This is a genomic window from Clostridium arbusti SL206, assembly GCF_000246895.1.
In the GTDB taxonomy this organism is placed as follows: Bacteria; Bacillota; Clostridia; order Clostridiales; family Clostridiaceae; genus Clostridium_I; species Clostridium_I arbusti.
This window is the reverse complement of the sequence record NZ_BAEV01000005.1, coordinates 38256-60223: the sequence shown is the minus strand read 5'-3', so window position 1 is coordinate 60223 and position 21968 is coordinate 38256. Positions and strand designations below refer to the sequence as shown.

Below are 21968 nucleotides of genomic sequence, written 5' to 3'. Positions count from 1 at the left end.
GTGGGGGGCAATTATGAATATTTATGTGTTGTTTTTTATTGCGATTATACCAATTGTATGGTTAATGATCTCCTTAGGGGCATTAAAGATGCCAGGACACAAAACTTGTCCAATTACATTACTTATAACTATAATTCTAGCTATTATCGTCTGGAAAATGCCTTTTGGCCAATCCATCACTGCGTCATTAGAAGGTGCAGCAATGGCACTGTGGCCTATAATGATTGTAATAGTTGCAGCTGTATTCACTTACAATCTATCTATTTATACAAAGAGTATGGATATAATAAAAAAAATGATGACTAGTATTACAACAGATAGAAGAATTTTAGTACTTATTCTTGCATGGGGTTTTGGTGGATTTCTTGAAGCTATTGCAGGTTTTGGTACAGCAGTAGCAATACCTGCTAGTATTCTAGCAGCACTTGGCTTTGATCCAATATTTGCTGCAATTATATGTTTAATAGCAAATACAACACCAACGGCTTTTGGAGCTATAGGCATTCCAGTATCTACCCTTGCTAAAGTAGCAAATTTAGATGTAACTACCTTAAGTTATGCAGTAGCAATACAACTAGCATTATTAATAGTTGTAGTTCCAATAATTTTGGTTATGCTTACAGGAAAGAGTGTAAAAGCAATAAAAGGTGTATTTTTAATAGCGTTATTTTCAGGAATTTCTTTTGCAATACCAGAAGTTGTTGCAGCTAAATATTTAGGAGCAGAACTACCAGCCATATTAGGTTCGGTTTTGTGTTTACTTGTCACTATTGTTATGGCAAAAGTATTTTATAAGGATAAGGCAGCGAAAGATGTTGAAAAATTAACATTTAAAGAACAATTTATAGCATGGATTCCATTTATTTTAGTATTTGTATTTATCATAGTTACAAGTCCTTTAATTAAACCAGTAAATGCTGCGTTAGCACAAATACAGACATCCATTAAGATTTATACAGGAGTTGGAGCTAAGGCATATTCATTTGCATGGATTGGAAATCCCGGCACATTGATTATAATAGCAACTTTTATTGGAGGATTAATTCAAGGTGCTAAATTTAAAGAAATACTTAAAGTTTTATTTAATACAATTAAGCAAATGAGTAAATCTGCAATTACTATAGTCTCAATACTGGCATTGGCAAAAGTTATGGGGTATTCGGGAATGATAAAATCTGTAGCTGTAGTATTAGTAGCTACTACAGGAAGTTTTTATCCTATAATATCTCCTTTGATTGGTGCGCTTGGAACATTTGTAACCGGAAGTGATACTTCATCCAATATTTTGTTTGGAGGTCTCCAGGTTGAAGTTTCAAAATCTTTGGGATTGAATCCATACTGGCTTGCAGCGGCTAATACTGGCGGTGCCACAGCTGGAAAGATGATATCACCTCAGAGTATAGCAGTAGCAACTGCGGCAACAGGACTTGTGGGAAATGAAGGTAAAATTTTAAATTCAACGTTGAAATTTTGTATAGTTTATGTAATCGTTTTAGGAATATTTGCTTACTTTATGGGATCCTTATTTGGATTCTGATATTAACACGTTCATTTATTAGCAAAAAGTTTATAGAAGAAAAATATAATATAAGGCATATGAAAATAAATAACAAGTCAAATATACTAGCATACTGACTAGTTATTTATTTGAATGTGCCTAACTAGGTTTAGGTATTGAACATACCAAGACCTAGTCATATTATTTATAAATAAAGTACTAATATATGTTTTATTGTCTATTCATAATCCCGGCATTTAGCATATTTTCTTCTTCTTCTTCAGTTAAATCATCAAAAGTTCTAAATACAAAACCTTGATTTTTTAAATAAGTTATAATTTCAGGTAAAGACTCTACAGTAAAATGTTTGTAATAGGTGTCATGCATAAGAATTACAGCCATTTTCTTGTTTTTACATTGAGTTTGAATATTATCTTTAATTTTTATAACAGGGACTGTCTGACTATCAGCGTCTCCAGAACACACATTCCAATCGACATAGTTTATTCCATTATAATTTAAAGTAGTTTTTATAGAATCTAAAATTAATTTATTTGCTACAAGGTTATCAGAACCACCAGGTAGTCTAACATAGGGAATGGGATTTTTACCAGTTGATTTTATTATAGAATCTTTGCACTTCTCATAATCTAGTATATATGAATCCAAATCTTTATATATATTTTTATAATCATGAGAAAAGGTATGAATGCCGATAGACATGCCATCATCACTCAATTCTTTTATTATAGCTGGATTCTCCTTGCCTTTTATTCCAACTATAAAAAATGTGGCTTTTACATTATTATCATTTAATATTTTTAATATTTTTCTTGTGTTATTTGGAGATGGACCGTCATCAAAGGTTAGGAACACTTCTTTGTTATATTGTAGTTTTCTATTGACTTTAAGAGCACTGTTATTAAAAGAGCGTGATTCATATCCGTATACATTAGATCTATTGGTTATACACATAAATAATATAAATATAAATATAAATGCAATGTTTGTAAATTTATAAAGTTTTTTCAAAATTATTCGCCTTCTTTTGTTTAGAAATATTACAGTTGTCTTTAAATATAGGATAACCCTAATTTGATAAAGTATTATGCTAATTTACTAGAGAAATAAAATGTGTATTTGATTTAGTCAGTAAAAACTTACCTTAAGGTAAGTTAGCTTACAAAAAAGTGCCTACTTGTATTATATTTTGAATTCACTTATTCTTTTAAGTAAAGAAGATAGTTTAAAAGAAATACTAAATTAAAGATGAGATAAATAATTTGTTATTTCTTTGAAGGTGCTTAATACGAGGAGGAAAAATAAATGAAGGTTGTAGCTTTTAATGGAAGTCCTAATAAAGAGGGAAATACTTATCATGCAATAAAAATACTTGCAGGGGAACTTGAAAAGGAAGGGATAGAGACAGAAATCGTTCATGTAGGAAATAAAGTTGTTAGGGGATGTATTGCCTGTAATAACTGTGTAAAAAATAAAAATGAAAGATGTATCATATCTACTGATCCAGTTAATGAATGGATTCAAAAAATGAAGGAAGCAGATGGAATAATTTTAGGATCACCAGTACATTATTCAGCAATTGCTGGAACAATGAAATCATTTCTTGACAGAGCGTTTTATGTTACAAGCGTAAATGATGGTATGTTAAGACATAAAGTTGGTGCGTCTGTAGTTGCAGTAAGACGTGCAGGAGGAATTCCAACTTTTAATCAACTAAATAATTATATTAATTATTCTGAAATGTTAATGCCTACTTCAAATTATTGGAATGTTATTAACGGAACAGCACCAGGAGAAGCAATGCAGGATGAAGAGGGAGTACAAATTATGAGCGTACTTGGTAAAAATATGGCATGGCTTATGAATTTGGTTGAAAATGGTAAGGGGAAAGTTAAAGAACCAGAAAGAGAAGAAAAGGTATTTATGAATTTTATTCGTTAATAGTGAATTATACAATAAGGACCACCCGGTTTATGGGTGGTCCTTATTGTTGTTGTTGTTGTTGTAAAACATGATCTAAATTTTCAGATTATAGAGTAAATATTTTAGATTAGAATTAAAGAAAAATAAAGAATTTATATTAATAAACTTACTTGACAAAAATAAGTTAAACTTCTAATATATAAGTAAACATATTGGAATACTTTATAAGTTGTATAATATTATAAAAATAAAAAACGTACATAAATTGTTTGGGATTTTATTCTTAAGAATATAGTTTAGTTTTTACCTCTGTACAGTTTATTGTAAAATGTATTTCTAAAGATAATTGGAATGTGGGGAATGCTAATAATGTTAAAGAAAAATTATAGCTATGGTTTAAAAATTAAAAAATAAAGATATTCAGAATTGTTTTACAAATATTATTTTTACTTTTGTTTCCAGGTATGTTTGCATTAGTATTTAGTGAATTAAAGAATATATATTTAATGATAATTAGAGGGAATTTTGATTTTATACAAGCCTATCCTACTTTAGTTGAGTTTATAACAGTTGCTGCTTTAACTATAATTCTAGGAAGATTTTTCTGTGGTTGGATTTGTGTCTTTGGTACATTAAATGATATAATTCACAGAATATTTAGGAATGTCTTTAATGTAAGTTTTAAATTAGATGAAAAAGTAGATTCTATTTTAAAATATGTGAAGTATATAATATTATTAATTTTGATAATTTTTTCATGGACAATGGGAAGTAAGTTTTTTCAAACTTCTAATCCTTGGGATGCTTTCGCTAGAATAATTAGTTTCCAAAGAGTTACAAGTAACTTAATTTTAGAGTTTATAATTTTACTATTCATAGTAATAGCATCTATATTCATTGAAAGATTTTTTTGCAGATATTTATGTCCTTTAGGTGCTATATTTACATTAGTGTCTAAAATAAGTCCATTTAAAATTAATAAGCCAAATGAAAAATGTGGTAAATGTAGATTATGTTCAGATAATTGCTCAATGGGGTTAGCATTATATAAAGTTAATAATGTTCATGGTGGTGAGTGTATAAATTGTTTAAAGTGCGTAGAAATTTGCCCGAGAAAAAATATAAAGACAAATATGCTTAATAAGAATATTAATTCTGCACTAATTAGTTCAGTTGCCATAGCTGGTTTTTCAGCAGTATACTTTGGAAATAGTGTAGCTGGTGCGGCTGTAAACAAAAATAATGTGGCTGTAGAATCGAGTATTTCAGCAAGTATAAATAAATCAAAGAATAATAGTTTAGTGAATAAAAGTAAATATAAAGATGGAGTTTATATAGGGAATTCTAGCAATACTGAACCTAGTTCAAGAGTTACGGTAACAATTAAAAGCAGCAAAATTACTGATGTTAAAGTTGAACAAACAGATGGTACACCAGGATATTATGATCAAGCCATAAAGGTGATACCAAACGAAATAATAAAAGCTCAATCAACGGAGGTTGATGTAGTTTCCGGAGCTACGTATAGCTGCCAGGGGATTATTAGTGGAGTAAAAGATGCCTTGAAACAAGCTAAATAAGAGTACAAAAATAGAAAGTCCTCAAATAGAATGAGGACTTTTATACTATTTATTGGAATGATATTAATTATTAAGTTAGAAATGATATTATATAAGAAAATAGAGGATTATTAGGTATATTGATGAATTATAAGATAATTGAACATTATTATATAAAGTATAATTATGTTATAATATTTTTAAGGAATAAATATAGGTATATAAACAGGCAAAACTGCTATTATTTTAACTAATTAGGTGAGGGGTGAATCTATGACCATTACATATGAAATTAAAGATAATCTTTATGTTAATGTAACAAACCAATGTTCAAATGCCTGTGATTTTTGTGTGAGAAATCTTAAAGATGCTTTTCAAAATAATTTATGGCTTGAAAGAGAACCCACCTTAGAAGAAATAATAAAAGATATTTTTTCTAGAGATTTAAGTAAATATAAAGAATTGGTGTTTTGTGGATTTGGAGAGCCACTTGAAAGACTTGATACGGTACTTGAAGTCTGTAAAAAGGTTAAAGAAAAAACTCATATGAATATAAGGATAAATACTAATGGGCAGGCAAATAAAATTCATAATTATGATGTTACTCCAAGATTTAAATCCCTTATAGATAGTATATCTGTAAGTTTAAATGCAAGAAATGCTAAAGAATATGATAAAATATGTCATAGTAGATTTGGTGAAGAGGCTTTTGATGATCTTCTAGACTTTACTAAAAAATCTAAGAAATATGTAGAACATGTACAACTTTCGGTTGTAGATTGTCTTCCTCCACAACACATACAGCAATGTAAAAAAATTGCTGATAGTATAGGTGTAAATTTAAAAATCAGGAAAGAAATTAAATAAAAATATTAAAAAATTGAGAAGTCTATCTATATAAAATTAAAGATTTAATTATCAAATTGATTTAATTATCATAATATATAGTAAACGTTTTATATAAGCTTTAGAAAGTACATAAGAATATATAGTTATAAAATTTTGGAATCAGATGCATAAAATATAAATATAAGCTAAATATATAGATATTACTATTTTATGGAATATATTGTACTTAGCGTATTATTTAATTATTATAAATATTAATGTAATAAATTTTAATACTGGAGGGATAAGCATGGCTTGTAAGAAAGTAAAAGTTAAATTAAAAGAAAGTGTAACTAGTAAGGATTTTTGGAGGGCCACCTATAATACTGATACTAATTTAGGTATAAGACTTGTTCAAAACTTTAATAAAATGAAAGAAAACTATTTAGAGGGCAAGTTATCACAACGTGGATCCTTAGAAGTAGCTATACCAGTATCCTATTACAATAGAGAACGAGAGACAATAGATGAGGATATTATTGAGTATGGATATGTGAAGGAAATGAAAAATATTTGGGAAATTGTAGAATAATTATAATATAGTAATTAGAATTTAATATTTTATTGTATAGTATATTTTATAAAAAAGCTGTTTAATTAAACAGCTTTTTTATGTTACAATTTCAGTGAACTCGTTTAAGCAATCTGAAATATCAGGAAATCAGGTTGGGACTCTACCCGACCTGATTGAAAAGTCCCACCTACGTTTCGCTTAGAGGTGTAGGTATTAACCTTTAATGCATGAAAAGATAAAACTAAAAACAAGATTAATTGATAGTAATAGTCTAATTATCAACAATGAAGATAATTGACCAAATTAAAATAATAGAGTATTATTTAGTTGTAAATGAAAATGATTATTATATGATATATCACAGGAGGAATTAATCTATGAGTGAAATTGCAAAAAAATTAAATCAGTGTAGAAAACCTAAGGGTGAAATGGGAAAATTTGTAGTAGAAGGTATGAATGAAAGTCATTTTGAATTAACAACTTGGGGACTTGATAAAATAGAGATAAAAGAAGATAGCATTATTCTAGATATAGGCTGTGGTGGTGGAAGAACCGTAAATAGACTTGCATCTTTAGCTAATAAAGGAAAGGTTTTTGGAATTGACTATTCAAAGGATTGTGTAAATTGGGCTAGTGAATATAATAAAGAATTAATGGAAAAAGATAAAGTTGAGATTTTAAATGCTAGTGTAGAGAAACTTCCTTTTGAAAATGAAAAGTTTGACATGGTATCAGCTGTAGAAACTATGTATTTTTGGCCTGATATAGTTAATAATCTTATTGAAATAAAAAGGGTTTTAAAACCATCAGGAAAAATAATTGTAATAAATGAGATATATGCTGATGAAAAGTTTAAAGAGAGAAATGATGAATTTATTAAAATAGGAAATATGGAAGTGCACACCCCTAAAGAATTTGAAGAATTATTTAAAAAGGCAGGATATAAGAATATAAAGATAGATGTGAAAGAAGATAAAAATTGGATATGTGGTATAGGAGAAAAGTAATAAAACAAGGTTAAGGATTAATTTCTTTAACCTTGTTTTATTATACATGTGGCATTTTAAATTTAATATTTTATATTGACAAAATTTAGATGCTATAGTAAATTTATATTGTTAACTTAAATATGATATATAGTTGACAATATAGATTTAAGGAGGCCATCAAATTGAAAACACGTGAACTTGTTATGGTATCAATATTTGCTTCGCTGACTGCCATAGGAGCATTTATAAAAATACCCATACCCTATGTTCCATTTACACTTCAATTTTTATTCTGCGCTATGGCTGGAATAATACTTGGACCTAAACTGGGAGCACTATCGCAAATTTTATATGTAATTATTGGTCTTATGGGTGTTCCGATTTTTACTGAAGGAGGGGGATTGTACTATATATTTAAACCAACATTTGGATATTTAATAGGTTTTATAGTTGCTGCATATGTAATAGGAAAGGTATCCTATACAATTAAAAGATTAACTTTTATAAAGACTTTAATATGTATTTTAAGTGGACTATTCTTTGTATATTTATTTGGAGTTATATATTTATACATAATTTATAATTTATATATGGGTGATGCAAAAACAATTAAATGGGCTATATTTTATGGATTTGTTATCTGTGTAGGAGGAGATCTTTTAGTTAGCATGGCAGCATCAGCATTAGCACTAAAATTGAAGCCTATAGTGAAATTTGGACAAGAATCTAGGAAGGTCTTACCGTAGTTTTACTGAAGTTAATGAATAGATAAACGTATGACATTTTAGGTGTGACAATATCACAATTATGGACAAGAGTATTATTATATGGGATAGCGGAAGAAAATTAATATATATAATAATGGAGGTTGAATAAATGACGAAAGGTATATACATAGTAGGAACGGATACAGATATAGGTAAAACTTTAGTTACAGGATCACTGGTATATCTGTTGCGTAAGAATGGATATAATACATGTTATTATAAAGCGGCACTAAGTGGGGCGGAAATAGAGGATGAAGTTTTAATACCAGGAGACACAAAGTTTGTATGTAATATTAGTGGTATAAATGAAAAATATGAAGATTTAACACCTTACATTTATAAAACAGCGGTATCGCCATTTTTGGCATCAAAAATTGAAAATAAACCTATTGATGTAAAAGTAATAAAAGATAAATATGAAAAATTAAAAGGCAAATATGATTATATAATATGTGAAGGCAGTGGAGGCATAATTTGTCCTATTAGCTATGTAGAAAATCAAATATATAATTTAGACAATTTAATAAAGGAAATGGATATGGATGTAATCCTAGTTACAAGTGCAGAATTAGGAACTATAAATCATACAATTTTAACTGTTAAATATCTAGAAAATGTAGGTATATCTATAAAAGGCATAATAATTAATAAATATGAAAATACAGAGCTGTGTAATGACAATATTTCTATGATAAAATACATGACACATATTCATATACTGGGAGTTATGCCATTGATTGATGGAAATTGTGATGAGTTTCATGAAGAAATAAAGAAGTTATCGGAAAAAGTGTTTAATCCTAAAGAAATAATTAAGTGTATGAGATAGTATGGAGGCAGGACAGATGAATGAATTTCAAAAAAAAGATTTAAAATATATATGGCATCCATGTTCCCAAATGAAAGACTATGAGGAATTACCTCCAATAGTAATAGAGCGAGGAAAAGGATGTTATCTATACGATGTGGATGGACATTCCTATTTAGATTGCATAAGTTCATGGTGGACAAACATTTTTGGACATAGTAATGTTAGGATAAATAAAGCTATTGAGAAACAACTAAATGAAATTGAACATGTTATTTTTGCACACTTTTCAAATAAGCCTGCAATTGAATTATCTGAAAAATTAACTAATATCTCACCTAAAGGATTAAAAAAAGTATTTTTTTCAGACAATGGATCTTCTGCAGTAGAGATAGCTTTAAAAATGAGTTTTCAATATCATCAACAAATGGGAAAAATTAAAAAGGTTAGATTTGCAGCTTTAACCGATGCTTATCATGGAGAAACAATAGGGGCATTATCTGTAGGGGATTTAGATCTTTATAGCAAAATATATAAACCATTACTTTTGGATACTGTTAGAGTTGAAGCACCTGATTGTTATAGGTGCAAATATGGGAAAGAAAGATCAAATTGCAATGCAGAATGTTTTGAATATATGGAAAAGGCATTAGAACAATATCATGAGGAACTATGCGCCATAATTATTGAGCCTATGGTTCAGTGTGCGGCTGGTATGAAAATTTATTCTCCTATGTATTTAAGAAAGCTGAGAAAAGCCTGTACTTTTTATGATGTTCACTTAATCGCAGATGAAATAGCAGTTGGATTTGGCAGAACGGGAAAGATGTTTGCATGTAATCATGCTGATATAAGTCCAGATATAATGTGCTTATCTAAAGGTATAAGTGCTGGATACATGCCAATGTCCGTGGTTATGACCACTGAGGATATATATAATGCTTTTTATGATGATTTTTCTACATTAAAAGCTTTTATACATAGTCATACTTATTCAGGTAATGCAATGGCATGTGCAATTGCATGCGAGAGCCTTAAGATTTTTAATGAAGAAAATATAATAGAGAATAATAAAATAAAGTCTGGAATTATTAGGGATTTAGTAACTGAAAAAGCAGGTAAAAATTCATTTGTAGGTGATATGCGTCAAATTGGAATGATTACGGCATTAGAACTTGTGAAAAATAAAAAAACTAAAGAGAAGTTTAATTGGAAGAAACGTACAGGATATGAGATATATAAGATAGCTTTAAAAAATGGATTGCTTCTAAGACCTATTGGAGATGTACTATATTTTATGCCTCCTTATGTAATTAATGAAAAAGATATAGAGTACATGGTAAATAAGTGTTTTCACAGTATTGATGAATATTTTCAAACTAATCATTAGTTATTAAATAGTAAATGAAGTCTATTAACAAATATTTACCAAAATATTTATTATAGGTTTAAAAATAAGGCTATTTGTCAATAATTCCTCTATAGGAGGGATTAATATGAATAAGAATAGAAAAATTGCAATGGGAATCTTAGTTTTATTATTTGTTTTTACAGCTTCATTTTGTTATGGATATAAGAGTGTATTAAAAAAAGATGTGTCTTATCTGTACACAAAATATTTAAAGAACGGGAAGAATGACAATAAATCCAATATACAGACTGTAAATATGAATAATAGTAAAAGAGATCCAGCTACAGATAATACAGTTATAAAAAAGGACTTGCCGGTTATATACGTAGACAGAAAACATAACTCTTTAAATGGAAACGATGAAGTTAATGAAGATAATATAAAACGTTCTGATACAACTAGTGAAGGTATGGATGGTAAAACAGTAAAGGATGTTTATAACAGTTTTAAAGAAAAAGGATTTAAAATTGAAACTAAAAGTAATGAAATAGTATGTGTAAAGGTTCACTCTCCTGGTAAATTCGTTCCAAAACTCAATGGAGACTCTTTTGAAATCTATTTAGTAAATGATGAAGGTGAATTGGAATTAGAAGAAACCGGTGGAAATATCAATCACAAAGGTGAAGACGAAATGATATTTAATAAGGATTCACAGGAATATGATACAATAGAAGAAGCGAGAGATAGCCTTTCAGACTTTACATCCTAAGCCTAAGGGCTTTTTCTTTTTATATTTTATGATTTTCTTAGAAGCTTGAATTAACATAATTAAAATGGTAAAGTATATATTAGCTTTTAAAGATAGGTGTCTTTAAAAATAACTAGTGAGTATACTAGTATAATTGCTTTGTTATTTGTTTTAACATGTTTGATCAAAGTGAGGGATAAGTTTGTATACATATATAAAAGGTATTTTTATTGGAATAGATAAAGATTATGTTATTATAGAGAATAATGGTATTGGATATAAAATATACGTGTCAGGAAGTACAATGTCTGCTATGCCGAAAACTGGAGATGAGGTACTGCTATATCTTGAGCAGATAGTAAGGGAAGATTTTATTGGGCTTTATGGATTTCTTACTGAAGAAGAGAGAGGTATGTTTAATAGACTGCTCATCATAAATGGAGTAGGAGCCAAGGCATGCTTGTCTCTTCTATCTATATGCACGGTTAATAATTTGAAATATGCCATATTAACTGGAGATGAAAAAGTAATAACAAAGGCTCCGGGAGTAGGTAAAAAAATAGCACAGAGAATAATTCTTGAATTAAAAGACAAGATTGAAGCAGATGAATTTGTGCTAAAAGCCACAGATGATGAAAATTCAGAAGATATTTTCAAACAGGATAAAAAGATGGCTGAAGTTATGGGAGCCCTTATATCACTAGGATATTCAGAAAAAGAAGCGGAAAAAGCAATAGATGCTTCAGACAGATCTGAAAGTTTAGAAAGTATAATTAAAGAATGCTTAAAGTTTTTAATGAATTAGGGGGGAGAATATGGAGGAAAGGATACTAAGTGCTGTAGATTTAGGAGAAGATGTTGATATAGAGTATAGCTTAAGACCGCAAAGGCTAAAAGAATATATAGGACAAAATAAAGTTAAAGAAAAACTTAACATTTTTGTGAAGGCAGCCAGGAAGAGAAGAGAAGCTTTAGATCATGTTTTATTCTATGGCCCCCCGGGACTTGGTAAAACTACTCTTGCTAATATTATTGCAAAGGAAATGGGAGGAAATCTTAAAATAACATCAGGTCCTGCCATAGAAAGAGCAGGGGATTTAGCAGCTATACTCACAGGTTTATCTGAATTCGATGTGTTATTTATTGATGAAATTCATAGATTAAACAGAAGTGTAGAGGAAATACTATATCCTGCTATGGAAGACTATGCTTTAGATATAATTATAGGTAAGGGTGCAGCTGCCAAATCCATAAGACTAGATCTTCCTAAATTCACTTTAATTGGGGCGACTACTAGAGTAGGACTTTTAACTTCTCCACTTAGAGATAGGTTTGGAGTAATGTGTCCTATGGAATTTTATGAAGATGAAGAGCTTAAAGAGATAATAGTTAGATCTGCATCTATATTAAAGATAGAAATAGAAGAAGATTCTGCACTTGAAATAGCTAGACGTTCAAGAGGAACACCTAGAATTGCCAATAGGCTTTTAAAGAGAGTCAGAGATTATTCTGAAGTTAAGGGAAATGGTATTATTGATATTCAATCAGCAGAAAAAGCTTTAGAACTTTTAGAAGTAGATAAAGAAGGTTTTGATAGAATAGATAATAAAATTCTTGAAGGTATAGTTGATAACTTTAATGGAGGACCAGTAGGGCTTGAAACCTTAGCTTATTTTATAGGAGAAGAACTAGATACCCTAGATGAGGTATATGAACCCTATCTACTACAAAAGGGGTTTATTACCAGAACACCAAGAGGAAGAGTGGCAACGGATAAAGCATACAAGCATTTAAAGAGAAATAGGAACGTAGATAAAGATTATACTCAGTGTTCCGTATTCAATAAAAAAGATAAGTAAGGTATGTGAAAATACCTTATATATTATAGCTAAATTTTTAAAGAGGGTGGAGTTTTTGCAACTTAAGGATTTTGATTTTGATTTACCAGAGGGATTAATAGCGCAGCATCCAGCAGAAAAAAGAGATGAATGCAGATTAATGGTTTTAAATAAGGATAAAGGTGAAATTGAACATAAGGTTTTTAAAGATATAATTGATTACTTGAATCCTGGAGATTGTTTGGTTTTAAATGATACTAGGGTTATTCCTGCAAGGCTCATAGGGGCTAAAGAAGGTAGCGGTGGAAAAATAGAATTACTCCTTTTAAAGAGAATAGATAAGGATACCTGGGAGACACTAGTGAAACCTGGTAAAAAAGCAAAAGTTGGTGCCAGGTTTGAATTTGGAGATGGTATTCTAAAGGCAGAAGTAAAGGAAGTAGCAGAAGAAGGTAATAGAATAATAAAATTTGAGTACAAGGGTATTTTTGAAGAGATTTTGGATGAATTAGGTCAAATGCCACTTCCTCCTTATATAACAGAGAAATTAAAAGATAAAGAGCAGTATCAGACCGTTTATTCAAAAAATGAAGGATCTGCTGCTGCACCAACTGCGGGTCTACATTTCACCAATGAACTTTTAGATAAAATAAGAAAAAAGGGAATAAAAACGGTATTTTTAACTTTACATGTAGGTCTTGGTACTTTTAGACCAGTAAAGGTTGAAAATATAGAACAGCATCATATGCATTCAGAATTTTATATACTTTCAAAAGAAAGTGCAGATACAATAAATGATACAAAAGAAAAGGGTGGAAGAGTTATTTCTGTAGGAACAACTTCTACAAGAACTCTTGAAACCATTGGAGATGAAAAGGGAAGAGTTAAGGAATCTACAGGATGGACTGATATATTTATATATCCTGGATACAAATACAGGGTGGTTGATGGACTTATAACAAATTTTCACCTGCCTGAGTCCACCTTAATAATGTTAGTCAGTGCTCTATCCAGTAGAGAAATAGTAATGAATGCATATGAAAGAGCAGTAAAGGAAAAATATAGATTCTTTAGCTTTGGAGATGCTATGTTTATTAGATAAGGCATATGAAAATAAATAGTAAGTCAAAGATGCGACGTATATTTTGAAACCTACAAGGAAATAGGTTCTTCAGATAGTGAGCTATCTGAGGGTTCTATTGACGTGGTGGGATTCAAAATAGACTAGCATACTGACTAGTTATTTATTTGAATGTGCCTAAGATGAGGAGAAGAATAACATAATGTACAAATTGCTGAAAAAAACGGGTAAAGTGAGAAGAGGAGAATTTGTAACTCCTCATGGAGCTATACAGACTCCTGTATTTATGAATGTTGGTACACTAGCAGCTATTAAGGGTGCAGTATCAACTATGGATTTAAAAGAAATAAAATGTCAGGTAGAACTTTCAAATACATATCATTTGAGTTTGAGACCAGGAGATAAGGTAGTTAGGGAATTAGGTGGTCTACATAAATTCATGAATTGGGATAGACCTATACTTACGGATTCAGGTGGATTTCAGGTTTTTTCTTTATCCAGTATAAGAAAGATAAAGGAAGAGGGAGTATATTTTAGTTCACATATAGATGGAAGAAAGATTTTTATGGGACCAGAAGAAAGTATGCAAATTCAAAGTAATTTAGCCTCTACTATTGCTATGGCTTTTGATGAATGTATTCCTAATCCATCACCAAGAGATTATGTAGAAGCATCAGTGGCAAGAACTACCAGATGGTTAGAGAGATGTAAAATAGAAATGGATAGACTTAATTCTCTTGACCACACTATAAATAAAAAACAAATGCTTTTTGGAATAAATCAAGGTGGGATTTATGAGGATATAAGAATAGAACATGCAAAGACAATTTCAAAATTTAATTTAGACGGATATGCTATTGGAGGTCTTGCTGTAGGAGAAACTCATGAGGAAATGTATAGAATTATTGATTCTGTAACTCCACATTTACCCCAGGATAAGCCTATCTATTTAATGGGTGTAGGTCTTCCAAGCAATATTTTAGAAGCGGTAGCAAGAGGTGTAGATTTCTTTGATTGCGTACTTCCGGCTAGAAACGGAAGACATGGACATGTGTTCACAAAATATGGTAAAATAAATTTGTTTAATGCAAAATTTCAATTGGATTCTTCACCAATAGATGAAGGGTGCCAGTGTCCTGCTTGCAGGAACTATTCAAGAGCATACATAAGGCATTTGTTTAAAGCTAAAGAAATGCTTGCCATGAGACTATGTGTACTCCACAATTTATATTTTTACAATAAACTTATGGAAGACATAAGAAATGCTATTGATGGTGATTATTTTGATGAATTTAAAAGTGAAAAATTAAGTATGTGGGATGGAAGAGCATAGAAAGGAGGAGTTATTATGAATCAAAATTTTGTAATTATAATCTATATGGTAATAGTTCTTGGATTATTTTATATGATGATATTCTTACCTGAAAGAAAAAGAAAGAAAAAATTCAGTGAACTTATGAAAGCTGTTAAAGTAAATGATGAAGTAGTAACCACTGGTGGCATCATGGGAAAGATTATTAATATTCAAAAGGATTATATTATTATTCAATCTGGTCCTGACAGTGTAAGAATAAAGATTTTAAAGACAGCTATAAAGGGTGTTGTTAACAAGGAGTCAAAAGAAATTGAATCAAGCAAATAAAAAGTAAGTAAGTAGTAATAAAACACCTCTTGTCTACATAAATAGTAATAGATAGGAGGTGTTTTTATGGAAAAGAGAAGAAAAGGAATATATGTTAATGTCATAGAAGGTGTACTTATGGGCTTCTTTATGACTCTTGCTATATTACTTATATATGCAGTAGTGGTCCATTTTGTGCAACTTGATGAAAGTATTACCTCAGTACTTATTATTATTGCTACCCTTTTAAGTGTAATGTATGGAGCTATTTATGCATCAAGGAAAACTGGAAAAAAGGGCTGGTTAAACGGACTTATGGTAGCACTAATTTATTTTGTAATATTTTACTTAGTAGCTATTGTTGCTGATAGCAGGGATGCTATGCTAACTATCAAGGATTTATCAAGACTCGGTTTATGTGTATTTGTAGGAATATTAGCTGGAATGCTAGGAATTAATATATAGAGTGTCTTTATTTAGAAGAGCTATTATGTTATAATTGAGCAAGTAAGTTTATTGAATGGAGGAATTTTCATGAAACACATAAAAAGTATTAACAAATCAAACATAAAAGAAAGCTTAAAAAAGCCTGGCTGCAAAGAGTGTGCAAATTCATGCCAATCAGCATGTAAAACTTCGTGTACAGTTGCAAATTTAGCTTGTGAAAAATAATCAATTTAATTTAAGCAGTAACATTTAGGCATCTTCAAATAAATAACTGGCAAGTATGCTGGTTGTTTATTTTAGATGCCTTGGTTACTGCTTTAAATTTATTTCTAGGGAGGAAAATGATTTGTCATTAATTCATAAATTTGTTCAAGACGATGATTATTACGTTATAGATGTAAATACAGGAAGTGTACATGCAATAGACAAGTTAGTTTATGATTTGTTGGATGAGGACGGTTTAAAAACTAAAGAAGAACTTATTAATAAGTTTTCTGGTATTTACTCAAAAGAAGAGATAGCTGAGGCTTATGAGGAAATAAAGGAACTTGTTGATGAGGAAGTTCTTTATTCAAAGGATTTATACGAAGAAATTGCAAGAACTTCAACAAAGGGTAAATCATATATTAAAGCTCTCTGTCTAAATATAGCTCATGACTGTAATTTGAAGTGTAAATATTGTTTTGCAGAAGAAGGAGAATACAAGGGTTGTAGAATGTTAATGTCGCCTGAAGTTGGTAAAAAATCTATTGATTTTGTAATAGAACATTCAGGACCAAGAAACAATATCGAAGTGGATTTATTTGGTGGCGAACCTCTTATGGCTTTTGATACAGTGAAGGAAATAGTAGAATATGCAAAAGAACAGGAAAAATTACATAACAAAAATATAAGATTTACTATGACTACTAACGCTACCCTATTAAATGATGAAATAATGAAATATGCTGATGAGAATATGGGAAATATAGTTTTAAGTATAGATGGTAGAAAAGAAGTTAATGATAATGTTAGAGTAAGAGCTGATGGAAGTGGCTGTTATGACACTATTCTACCTAAAATTAAAAAGATGGTAGATATGAGAGATAAAAATAAACAGTATTATGCAAGAGGTACTTTTACAAGAAATAATACAGACTTTTTTGAAGATGTAAAGCATATGGCAGATTTAGGTTTTAAGGAAATTTCAATTGAGCCAGTGGTATTGCCAGATGATAATCCTCTTTCCATAAGAGAAGAAGACCTTGATACTATATTTCAGCAGTACGATAAATTATATGATGAAATGCTTAAAAGGCATAAAGAGGGAAACGAATTTAAATTTTATCATTTTAATATAAATCTTCAAGGGGGACCTTGTGTATACAAGAGAATATCAGGTTGTGGTGCAGGACATGAATATGTGGCAATAACTCCTGATGGAGATGTATATCCTTGCCATCAATTTGTAGGAAATAAGGACTTTAAGTTAGGAACTATATTTGATGGAAATTTAAATGAAAAAATTTCTAATGATTTTAAAGAAGCTCATATATATAATAAGCCAAAATGCATAGATTGCTGGGCAAGATTTTATTGCAGTGGTGGATGTCAAGCAAACAACTATAATTTTAATAAGGATTTTAATGTGCCTTATGAGATAGGTTGTAAAATGCAGAAGAAGAGAATTGAGTGTTCTATAGCATTAAAGGCAAAAACTATGGAATAAGCCATCTGAAAATAAGTAATAGGATAAAATAGACCAGCATACTAAATCACTATTTATTTTAAGATAAGTTAACAATTACCTAATATTGACTATTTCTATAGATACAACTATAATTTAAACTGTATAGCTAAAATTATTGTCAACTAAGGAGGATGAAAATGAAGAAAAAAAGTACAGTCTATTTTGTACTAAGTGTAGTAGTAATTGCAGTTTTAGCCTATCTAGGTGCCTTTGGTCTAAATATAGGAGACTCCTATAGGATAAAATCTTTTGGAGAAACTATAAATAGAGGTCTTGACCTTCAAGGCGGAGTATCAGTAGTTCAACAGATTACAGATAAAAATGTATCAGATGCTACTATGCAGAGAACTATTAATTTGCTTGATTTAAGAGTAAATAAAATGGGTGTAAGTGAAACCAGTGTAGCTAAAGAGGGTACTGACAAGATAAGAGTTAATGTACCAGGTAAATTTAATCCAGATGAGGTGTTGAAAAACATAGGTAAAACTGGAAAGCTTAAATTTGTTGGCCCTGACAATTCAACAATACTTACGGGCAGTGATGTAAAAAGTGCTAGTCCAGGTACAGATCCACAGACAAATAAACCAATAATAAATCTTCAGTTAAGTGATAGTGGTACTAAAAAATTTGCAGATGCCACACAAAAATATTTAGGTCAGAAAATTACCATCTATATGGATGAAGATATACTGACAGATCCTACAGTAGATGCGGTTATAAGTGATGGTAAAGCACAAATAAGCGGGTCAGCAACACTTGATGAAGCTAAGCGTCAGGCAGACATTATAAGTGCTGGTGCACTTCCTGTTACACTAAAAACAGTACAGGTTCAAACTGTAAGTCCTACCCTTGGGTCTACTGCATTACCTATGAGTGTTCGTGCTGGTGGAATAGGTATAGCAATAGTCTTTGCGCTTATGTTTATATGGTTTAGACGTCCAGGAATTATGGCAGATATAGCATTAGTGCTATATGTATTCTTAGTACTTTTAGTATTCTCAGGTATAGGTGCTACCCTTACGCTTTCAGGTATAGCTGGCTTTCTATTAACAGTTGGTATGGCAGTTGATGCTAACGTATTGATTTTTGCTAGAATAAAAGAAGAACTGAAAGTTGGAAAATCCATAAAATCTGCTACTAAGGCCGGTTTCCAAAATGCTTTATCCTCCATAGTGGATTCAAATACAAATACCATAATTGCTGGTGTTGTGTTGTACTTCCTAGGATCAGGTGTGGTAAAGGGCTTTGCCTTAACTCTTATAATAGGAGTTATTATAAGTTTATTTACGGCATTGTTTGTAACAAAGCATTTAATGAATTGGGCAATAAACATAGGTCTTATTAGTAAGCCTGAACATTTTGGAGTAAAGAGGGGGTAATCAAATGCTAAGAGTTGTTGAGAAAAGAAAAATTTGGTTTACCATTTCTATAATTCTAATTGTAATTGGAATAGGATTTATATGTTATAGAGGACTAAATTTTGGAATAGACTTTAAAGGTGGTACAATTATTCGAATAAATATTAACAAAGATTTTAACAAGGCTGATGCAGATCAAATAATAAAAAAATATGTTAAAACTGAAGAATTTGAAACTACTAAGGCCAATAATAAAGAATTAGACATAAGAGTTAATAGTGAGGCTATCTCAGATGAAAATTCAACAAAACTATTTAATGATATAAAAAATAAGTATAAGTTGAAGGATTCGGATTTGATAGAAAGAGATAGAATAGGTGCAACGGTTGGAAACGACCTTATAAAAAAAGCTATAATCTCATTAGTAGTATCTATGATTCTCATGTTAGGTTTTATAGCTTACAGATTTGAATTTAAATTTGGTGTAGCAGCTATAATTGCGCTTTTACATGATGTATTAATTACATTGAGCGTCTATTCTATAGGAAATCTTCCTATTAATACACCTTTTATAGCAGCAATTTTAACTATAATAGGATATTCCATAGCTGATACAATAGTTATATTTGACAGAATAAGAGAAAATCAGAAGAAGATGAGAGGAAAAGACACTATAGAAATTGCCGATACAAGTATCTCTCAAACAGTAGGAAGATCCATATGCACTGTTACAACTACAGTGGTTACAATAGCTTGCGTACATATATTCGTTCCAAGTGTAAGAGAATTTACTATTCCAATATTGATTGGTATAGTTTCAGGATGCTATTCTTCAATATTCATAGCTAGTCCAATATGGTATTTATTAAAAAATAGAATTGATAAAAAGAAAGAATTAGTCAAATAGATTAATGAAGTTTAAAAAATCGAAGTAACTGACTTTTAGGTTGTGCTTCGATTTTTTTAGTAGTTAATTAACCTTGTGTATGTAATAATATGAGGGAATAAGCCATATGAAAATAGCCTGGCATACTGAATAGTTATTTATTTGAATGTACCTAAGATGAAATTTGAAAAAATATTTGTATTATAAGGCATTATACTATATAATATATTATGTTTTCTACAAAGCTGGAGGAATAAATTATGGAGATAATTCAAGAAAATGCTCACTATTTAAAACAGCCAAAATTTCATAATCCTTTTTTATTGGATGGTATGCAGGAAGCTATTGATAGAGTTATTAGGGCAGTAAATAATAGAGAGAAAATAATAATCTATGGATACGGCGATGTAGATAGTATATGTGGTATATCCATACTATTTTTACTTTTAAAGTATCTTAATGCAGATGTAGAATATTTCATACCGGATGATATGGATGAAGAATATACTATAAGTAGTGAATCTTTAAACAACTACATAAAATATCTTGGTGTAGATTTACTTATAACAGTAGGTTGTGGTAGTAATTCAAAAAAAGAAATCAAATTAGCTAAACAACTTGGTATAGATGTTGTGATTACTGATTATCATCAGGCTTATAGTGCCTGTGAAGAAACTATAGTTATAAATCCAAATAAGAAATTCTGCAATTATCCTTTTAAATTTTTATCAGCAGCAGGAATTGCATTTAAATTTTGTGAAGCTATTTCTGTATATTATAAAATTAAAGGTGTATATAAATACGTAGATTTAGCTATGATTGGCACACTTGCCAGTGAATTTCCTATAAAAACTGAAAATAAAAACATAGTAGATATAGGTATAAATCATATTGCTACTACCAATAACTATGGAATAAAAGCACTTATGAAAATCAATAATTTAAATGAGATTAATAATACTACAGCATTTAGGTTAGCAAGTTCAATTATTTCTATGAGAATCGTAGAAGGAAGAGTGGATAATGCTAGAATTGCAATAGAGCTTTTTACTACTCATGATAGTAGCAGGGCACTTCAAATTGCTAAGTATTTAAATAAAGAAGTTTCAAAGGGATATTTATAATACTACATTAATATTATGTGATGATATATGTATTACCCAAAATTAAAGGTATTGGGTTTTGGGTATTGATTTAGGGGGGAATAAAAGATGAATTTAAAAAGTAAAATAAGAGTTATTGAGGACTTCCCAAGGAAGGGAATAAGTTTTAAAGACATAACTACATTACTTAAAGATAAAGAAGGCTTTAAATATGTTATAGAATCTTTTGCTGAAAATCTAAAAAATGAAAACATAGACATAGTTATAGGACCAGAAGCAAGAGGATTTATGTTTGGAACGCCACTTGCCTATGTACTCCATGCAGGATTCGTACCTGCAAGAAAAAAAGGAAAATTGCCTTGTGATACTTTAGGTATGGAATATGGTCTTGAGTATGGGAAAGATGTTATAGAGATACATAAAGATGCTATAAAACCAGGACAAAGGATAGCTATAGTAGATGATTTATTGGCTACTGGTGGGACTATAGAGGCAGTAACAAAAATTGTTGAAGAAATGGGTGGAGAAATTGTTTCTATAAATTTTTTAATAGAGCTTACTGGGCTTAAAGGTAGAGAAAAACTAAAAAAATATGACATAAATTCATTAATTACATATGAGTTTTGATTTTTGACAAATTAAGCTATTATAATACACGTTATTTTAAAGAAATAACCAATAAGTATACTAGTATATTCTGTATTATACTGTGTCAGCATAACCTTCTGATATCCGCACTATCAGAAGGTTATGCTTTTCTCATGTGATTCAAAATATAGCTGTGATCTGTCACTTGTCGTTTACTTTAATATACCTAATTTTAAATTGCAAAAAAAGAC

Annotated in this window: 23 protein-coding genes; 22 read left to right on the top strand and 1 reads right to left on the bottom strand. The window is 30.1% G+C overall.

The window, feature by feature from the left end; genetic code table 11:
* Positions 1–13 precede the first annotated feature (13 nt).
* Positions 14–1537, top strand: coding sequence for an L-lactate permease (locus RH99_RS02065; protein WP_010233533.1), 1524 nt, complete (start codon positions 14–16; stop codon positions 1535–1537).
* Between the two features lie 192 nt (positions 1538–1729).
* On the opposite strand, the gene RH99_RS02060 is transcribed toward RH99_RS02065, so the two are convergent.
* Positions 1730–2530: a polysaccharide deacetylase family protein gene (locus RH99_RS02060; RefSeq protein WP_010233532.1), complete on the bottom strand. Its 801-nt coding sequence runs from the start codon at positions 2528–2530 to the stop codon at positions 1730–1732.
* Between the two features lie 294 nt (positions 2531–2824).
* Between RH99_RS02060 and RH99_RS02055 the strand changes: the two genes are divergently transcribed.
* The 21 genes from RH99_RS02055 (at position 2825) to RH99_RS01955 (ending at position 21756) form a co-directional block, all read left to right on the top strand.
* Positions 2825–3460: a flavodoxin family protein gene (locus RH99_RS02055; RefSeq protein ID WP_010233531.1), complete on the top strand. Its 636-nt coding sequence runs from the start codon at positions 2825–2827 to the stop codon at positions 3458–3460.
* A gap of 446 nt (positions 3461–3906) precedes the next feature.
* A complete protein-coding gene (locus RH99_RS02050; protein WP_081504358.1) occupies positions 3907–5022 on the top strand; it encodes a 4Fe-4S binding protein in 1116 nt (371 codons plus the stop codon).
* A gap of 252 nt (positions 5023–5274) precedes the next feature.
* Complete coding sequence (locus RH99_RS02045; RefSeq protein ID WP_010233529.1) at positions 5275–5868, top strand: TatD family nuclease-associated radical SAM protein; 594 nt, start codon at positions 5275–5277, stop codon at positions 5866–5868.
* A gap of 271 nt (positions 5869–6139) precedes the next feature.
* Positions 6140–6421, top strand: coding sequence for a hypothetical protein (locus RH99_RS02040; RefSeq protein ID WP_010233528.1), 282 nt, complete (start codon positions 6140–6142; stop codon positions 6419–6421).
* A 359-nt stretch (positions 6422–6780) separates the two neighbouring features.
* Complete coding sequence (locus RH99_RS02035; protein WP_010233527.1) at positions 6781–7410, top strand: class I SAM-dependent methyltransferase; 630 nt, start codon at positions 6781–6783, stop codon at positions 7408–7410.
* 164 nt (positions 7411–7574) lie between these two features.
* Positions 7575–8138 carry a biotin transporter BioY gene (locus RH99_RS02030; protein WP_010233526.1) on the top strand — a complete coding sequence of 188 codons (564 nt, stop codon included), beginning with the start codon at positions 7575–7577 and terminating at the stop codon, positions 8136–8138.
* 130 nt (positions 8139–8268) lie between these two features.
* Positions 8269–8988 carry a dethiobiotin synthase gene (gene bioD, locus RH99_RS02025; RefSeq protein WP_010233525.1) on the top strand — a complete coding sequence of 240 codons (720 nt, stop codon included), beginning with the start codon at positions 8269–8271 and terminating at the stop codon, positions 8986–8988.
* A 16-nt stretch (positions 8989–9004) separates the two neighbouring features.
* Positions 9005–10357: an adenosylmethionine--8-amino-7-oxononanoate transaminase gene (gene bioA / locus RH99_RS02020; RefSeq protein ID WP_010233524.1), complete on the top strand. Its 1353-nt coding sequence runs from the start codon at positions 9005–9007 to the stop codon at positions 10355–10357.
* A gap of 106 nt (positions 10358–10463) precedes the next feature.
* Positions 10464–11087, top strand: a complete 624-nt coding sequence (locus RH99_RS02015; protein WP_010233523.1) for a hypothetical protein — start codon at positions 10464–10466, stop codon at positions 11085–11087.
* A gap of 181 nt (positions 11088–11268) precedes the next feature.
* On the top strand, positions 11269–11871 hold the full coding sequence (gene ruvA / locus RH99_RS02010) for a Holliday junction branch migration protein RuvA (protein WP_010233522.1): 603 nt from the start codon (positions 11269–11271) through the stop codon (positions 11869–11871).
* A 10-nt stretch (positions 11872–11881) separates the two neighbouring features.
* Complete coding sequence (gene ruvB, locus RH99_RS02005) at positions 11882–12925, top strand: Holliday junction branch migration DNA helicase RuvB (RefSeq protein ID WP_010233521.1); 1044 nt, start codon at positions 11882–11884, stop codon at positions 12923–12925.
* Positions 12926–12980: 55 nt separating this feature from the next.
* The gene (gene queA / locus RH99_RS02000; RefSeq protein ID WP_010233520.1) at positions 12981–14006 is read left to right on the top strand and encodes a tRNA preQ1(34) S-adenosylmethionine ribosyltransferase-isomerase QueA; all 1026 of its coding nucleotides are present in this window, start codon (positions 12981–12983) and stop codon (positions 14004–14006) included.
* A gap of 181 nt (positions 14007–14187) precedes the next feature.
* A complete protein-coding gene (tgt, locus tag RH99_RS01995; RefSeq protein ID WP_010233519.1) occupies positions 14188–15318 on the top strand; it encodes a tRNA guanosine(34) transglycosylase Tgt in 1131 nt (376 codons plus the stop codon).
* Positions 15319–15333: 15 nt separating this feature from the next.
* Positions 15334–15627, top strand: a complete 294-nt coding sequence (yajC, locus tag RH99_RS01990; RefSeq protein WP_010233518.1) for a preprotein translocase subunit YajC — start codon at positions 15334–15336, stop codon at positions 15625–15627.
* Positions 15628–15693: 66 nt separating this feature from the next.
* On the top strand, positions 15694–16071 hold the full coding sequence (locus tag RH99_RS01985; protein ID WP_010233517.1) for a TIGR04086 family membrane protein: 378 nt from the start codon (positions 15694–15696) through the stop codon (positions 16069–16071).
* A gap of 69 nt (positions 16072–16140) precedes the next feature.
* Positions 16141–16278, top strand: coding sequence for a six-cysteine ranthipeptide SCIFF (gene scfA / locus RH99_RS01980; protein WP_010233516.1), 138 nt, complete (start codon positions 16141–16143; stop codon positions 16276–16278).
* Positions 16279–16399: 121 nt separating this feature from the next.
* Positions 16400–17761, top strand: coding sequence for a thioether cross-link-forming SCIFF peptide maturase (gene scfB, locus RH99_RS01975; RefSeq protein WP_010233515.1), 1362 nt, complete (start codon positions 16400–16402; stop codon positions 17759–17761).
* A gap of 158 nt (positions 17762–17919) precedes the next feature.
* Positions 17920–19161, top strand: a complete 1242-nt coding sequence (secD, locus tag RH99_RS01970; protein ID WP_010233514.1) for a protein translocase subunit SecD — start codon at positions 17920–17922, stop codon at positions 19159–19161.
* Between the two features lie 4 nt (positions 19162–19165).
* Positions 19166–20047, top strand: a complete 882-nt coding sequence (secF, locus tag RH99_RS01965) for a protein translocase subunit SecF (protein WP_010233513.1) — start codon at positions 19166–19168, stop codon at positions 20045–20047.
* A gap of 239 nt (positions 20048–20286) precedes the next feature.
* On the top strand, positions 20287–21150 hold the full coding sequence (locus RH99_RS01960; RefSeq protein WP_010233512.1) for a DHH family phosphoesterase: 864 nt from the start codon (positions 20287–20289) through the stop codon (positions 21148–21150).
* Positions 21151–21237: 87 nt separating this feature from the next.
* Positions 21238–21756: an adenine phosphoribosyltransferase gene (locus RH99_RS01955; RefSeq protein ID WP_010233511.1), complete on the top strand. Its 519-nt coding sequence runs from the start codon at positions 21238–21240 to the stop codon at positions 21754–21756.
* Positions 21757–21968: the final 212 nt, after the last annotated feature.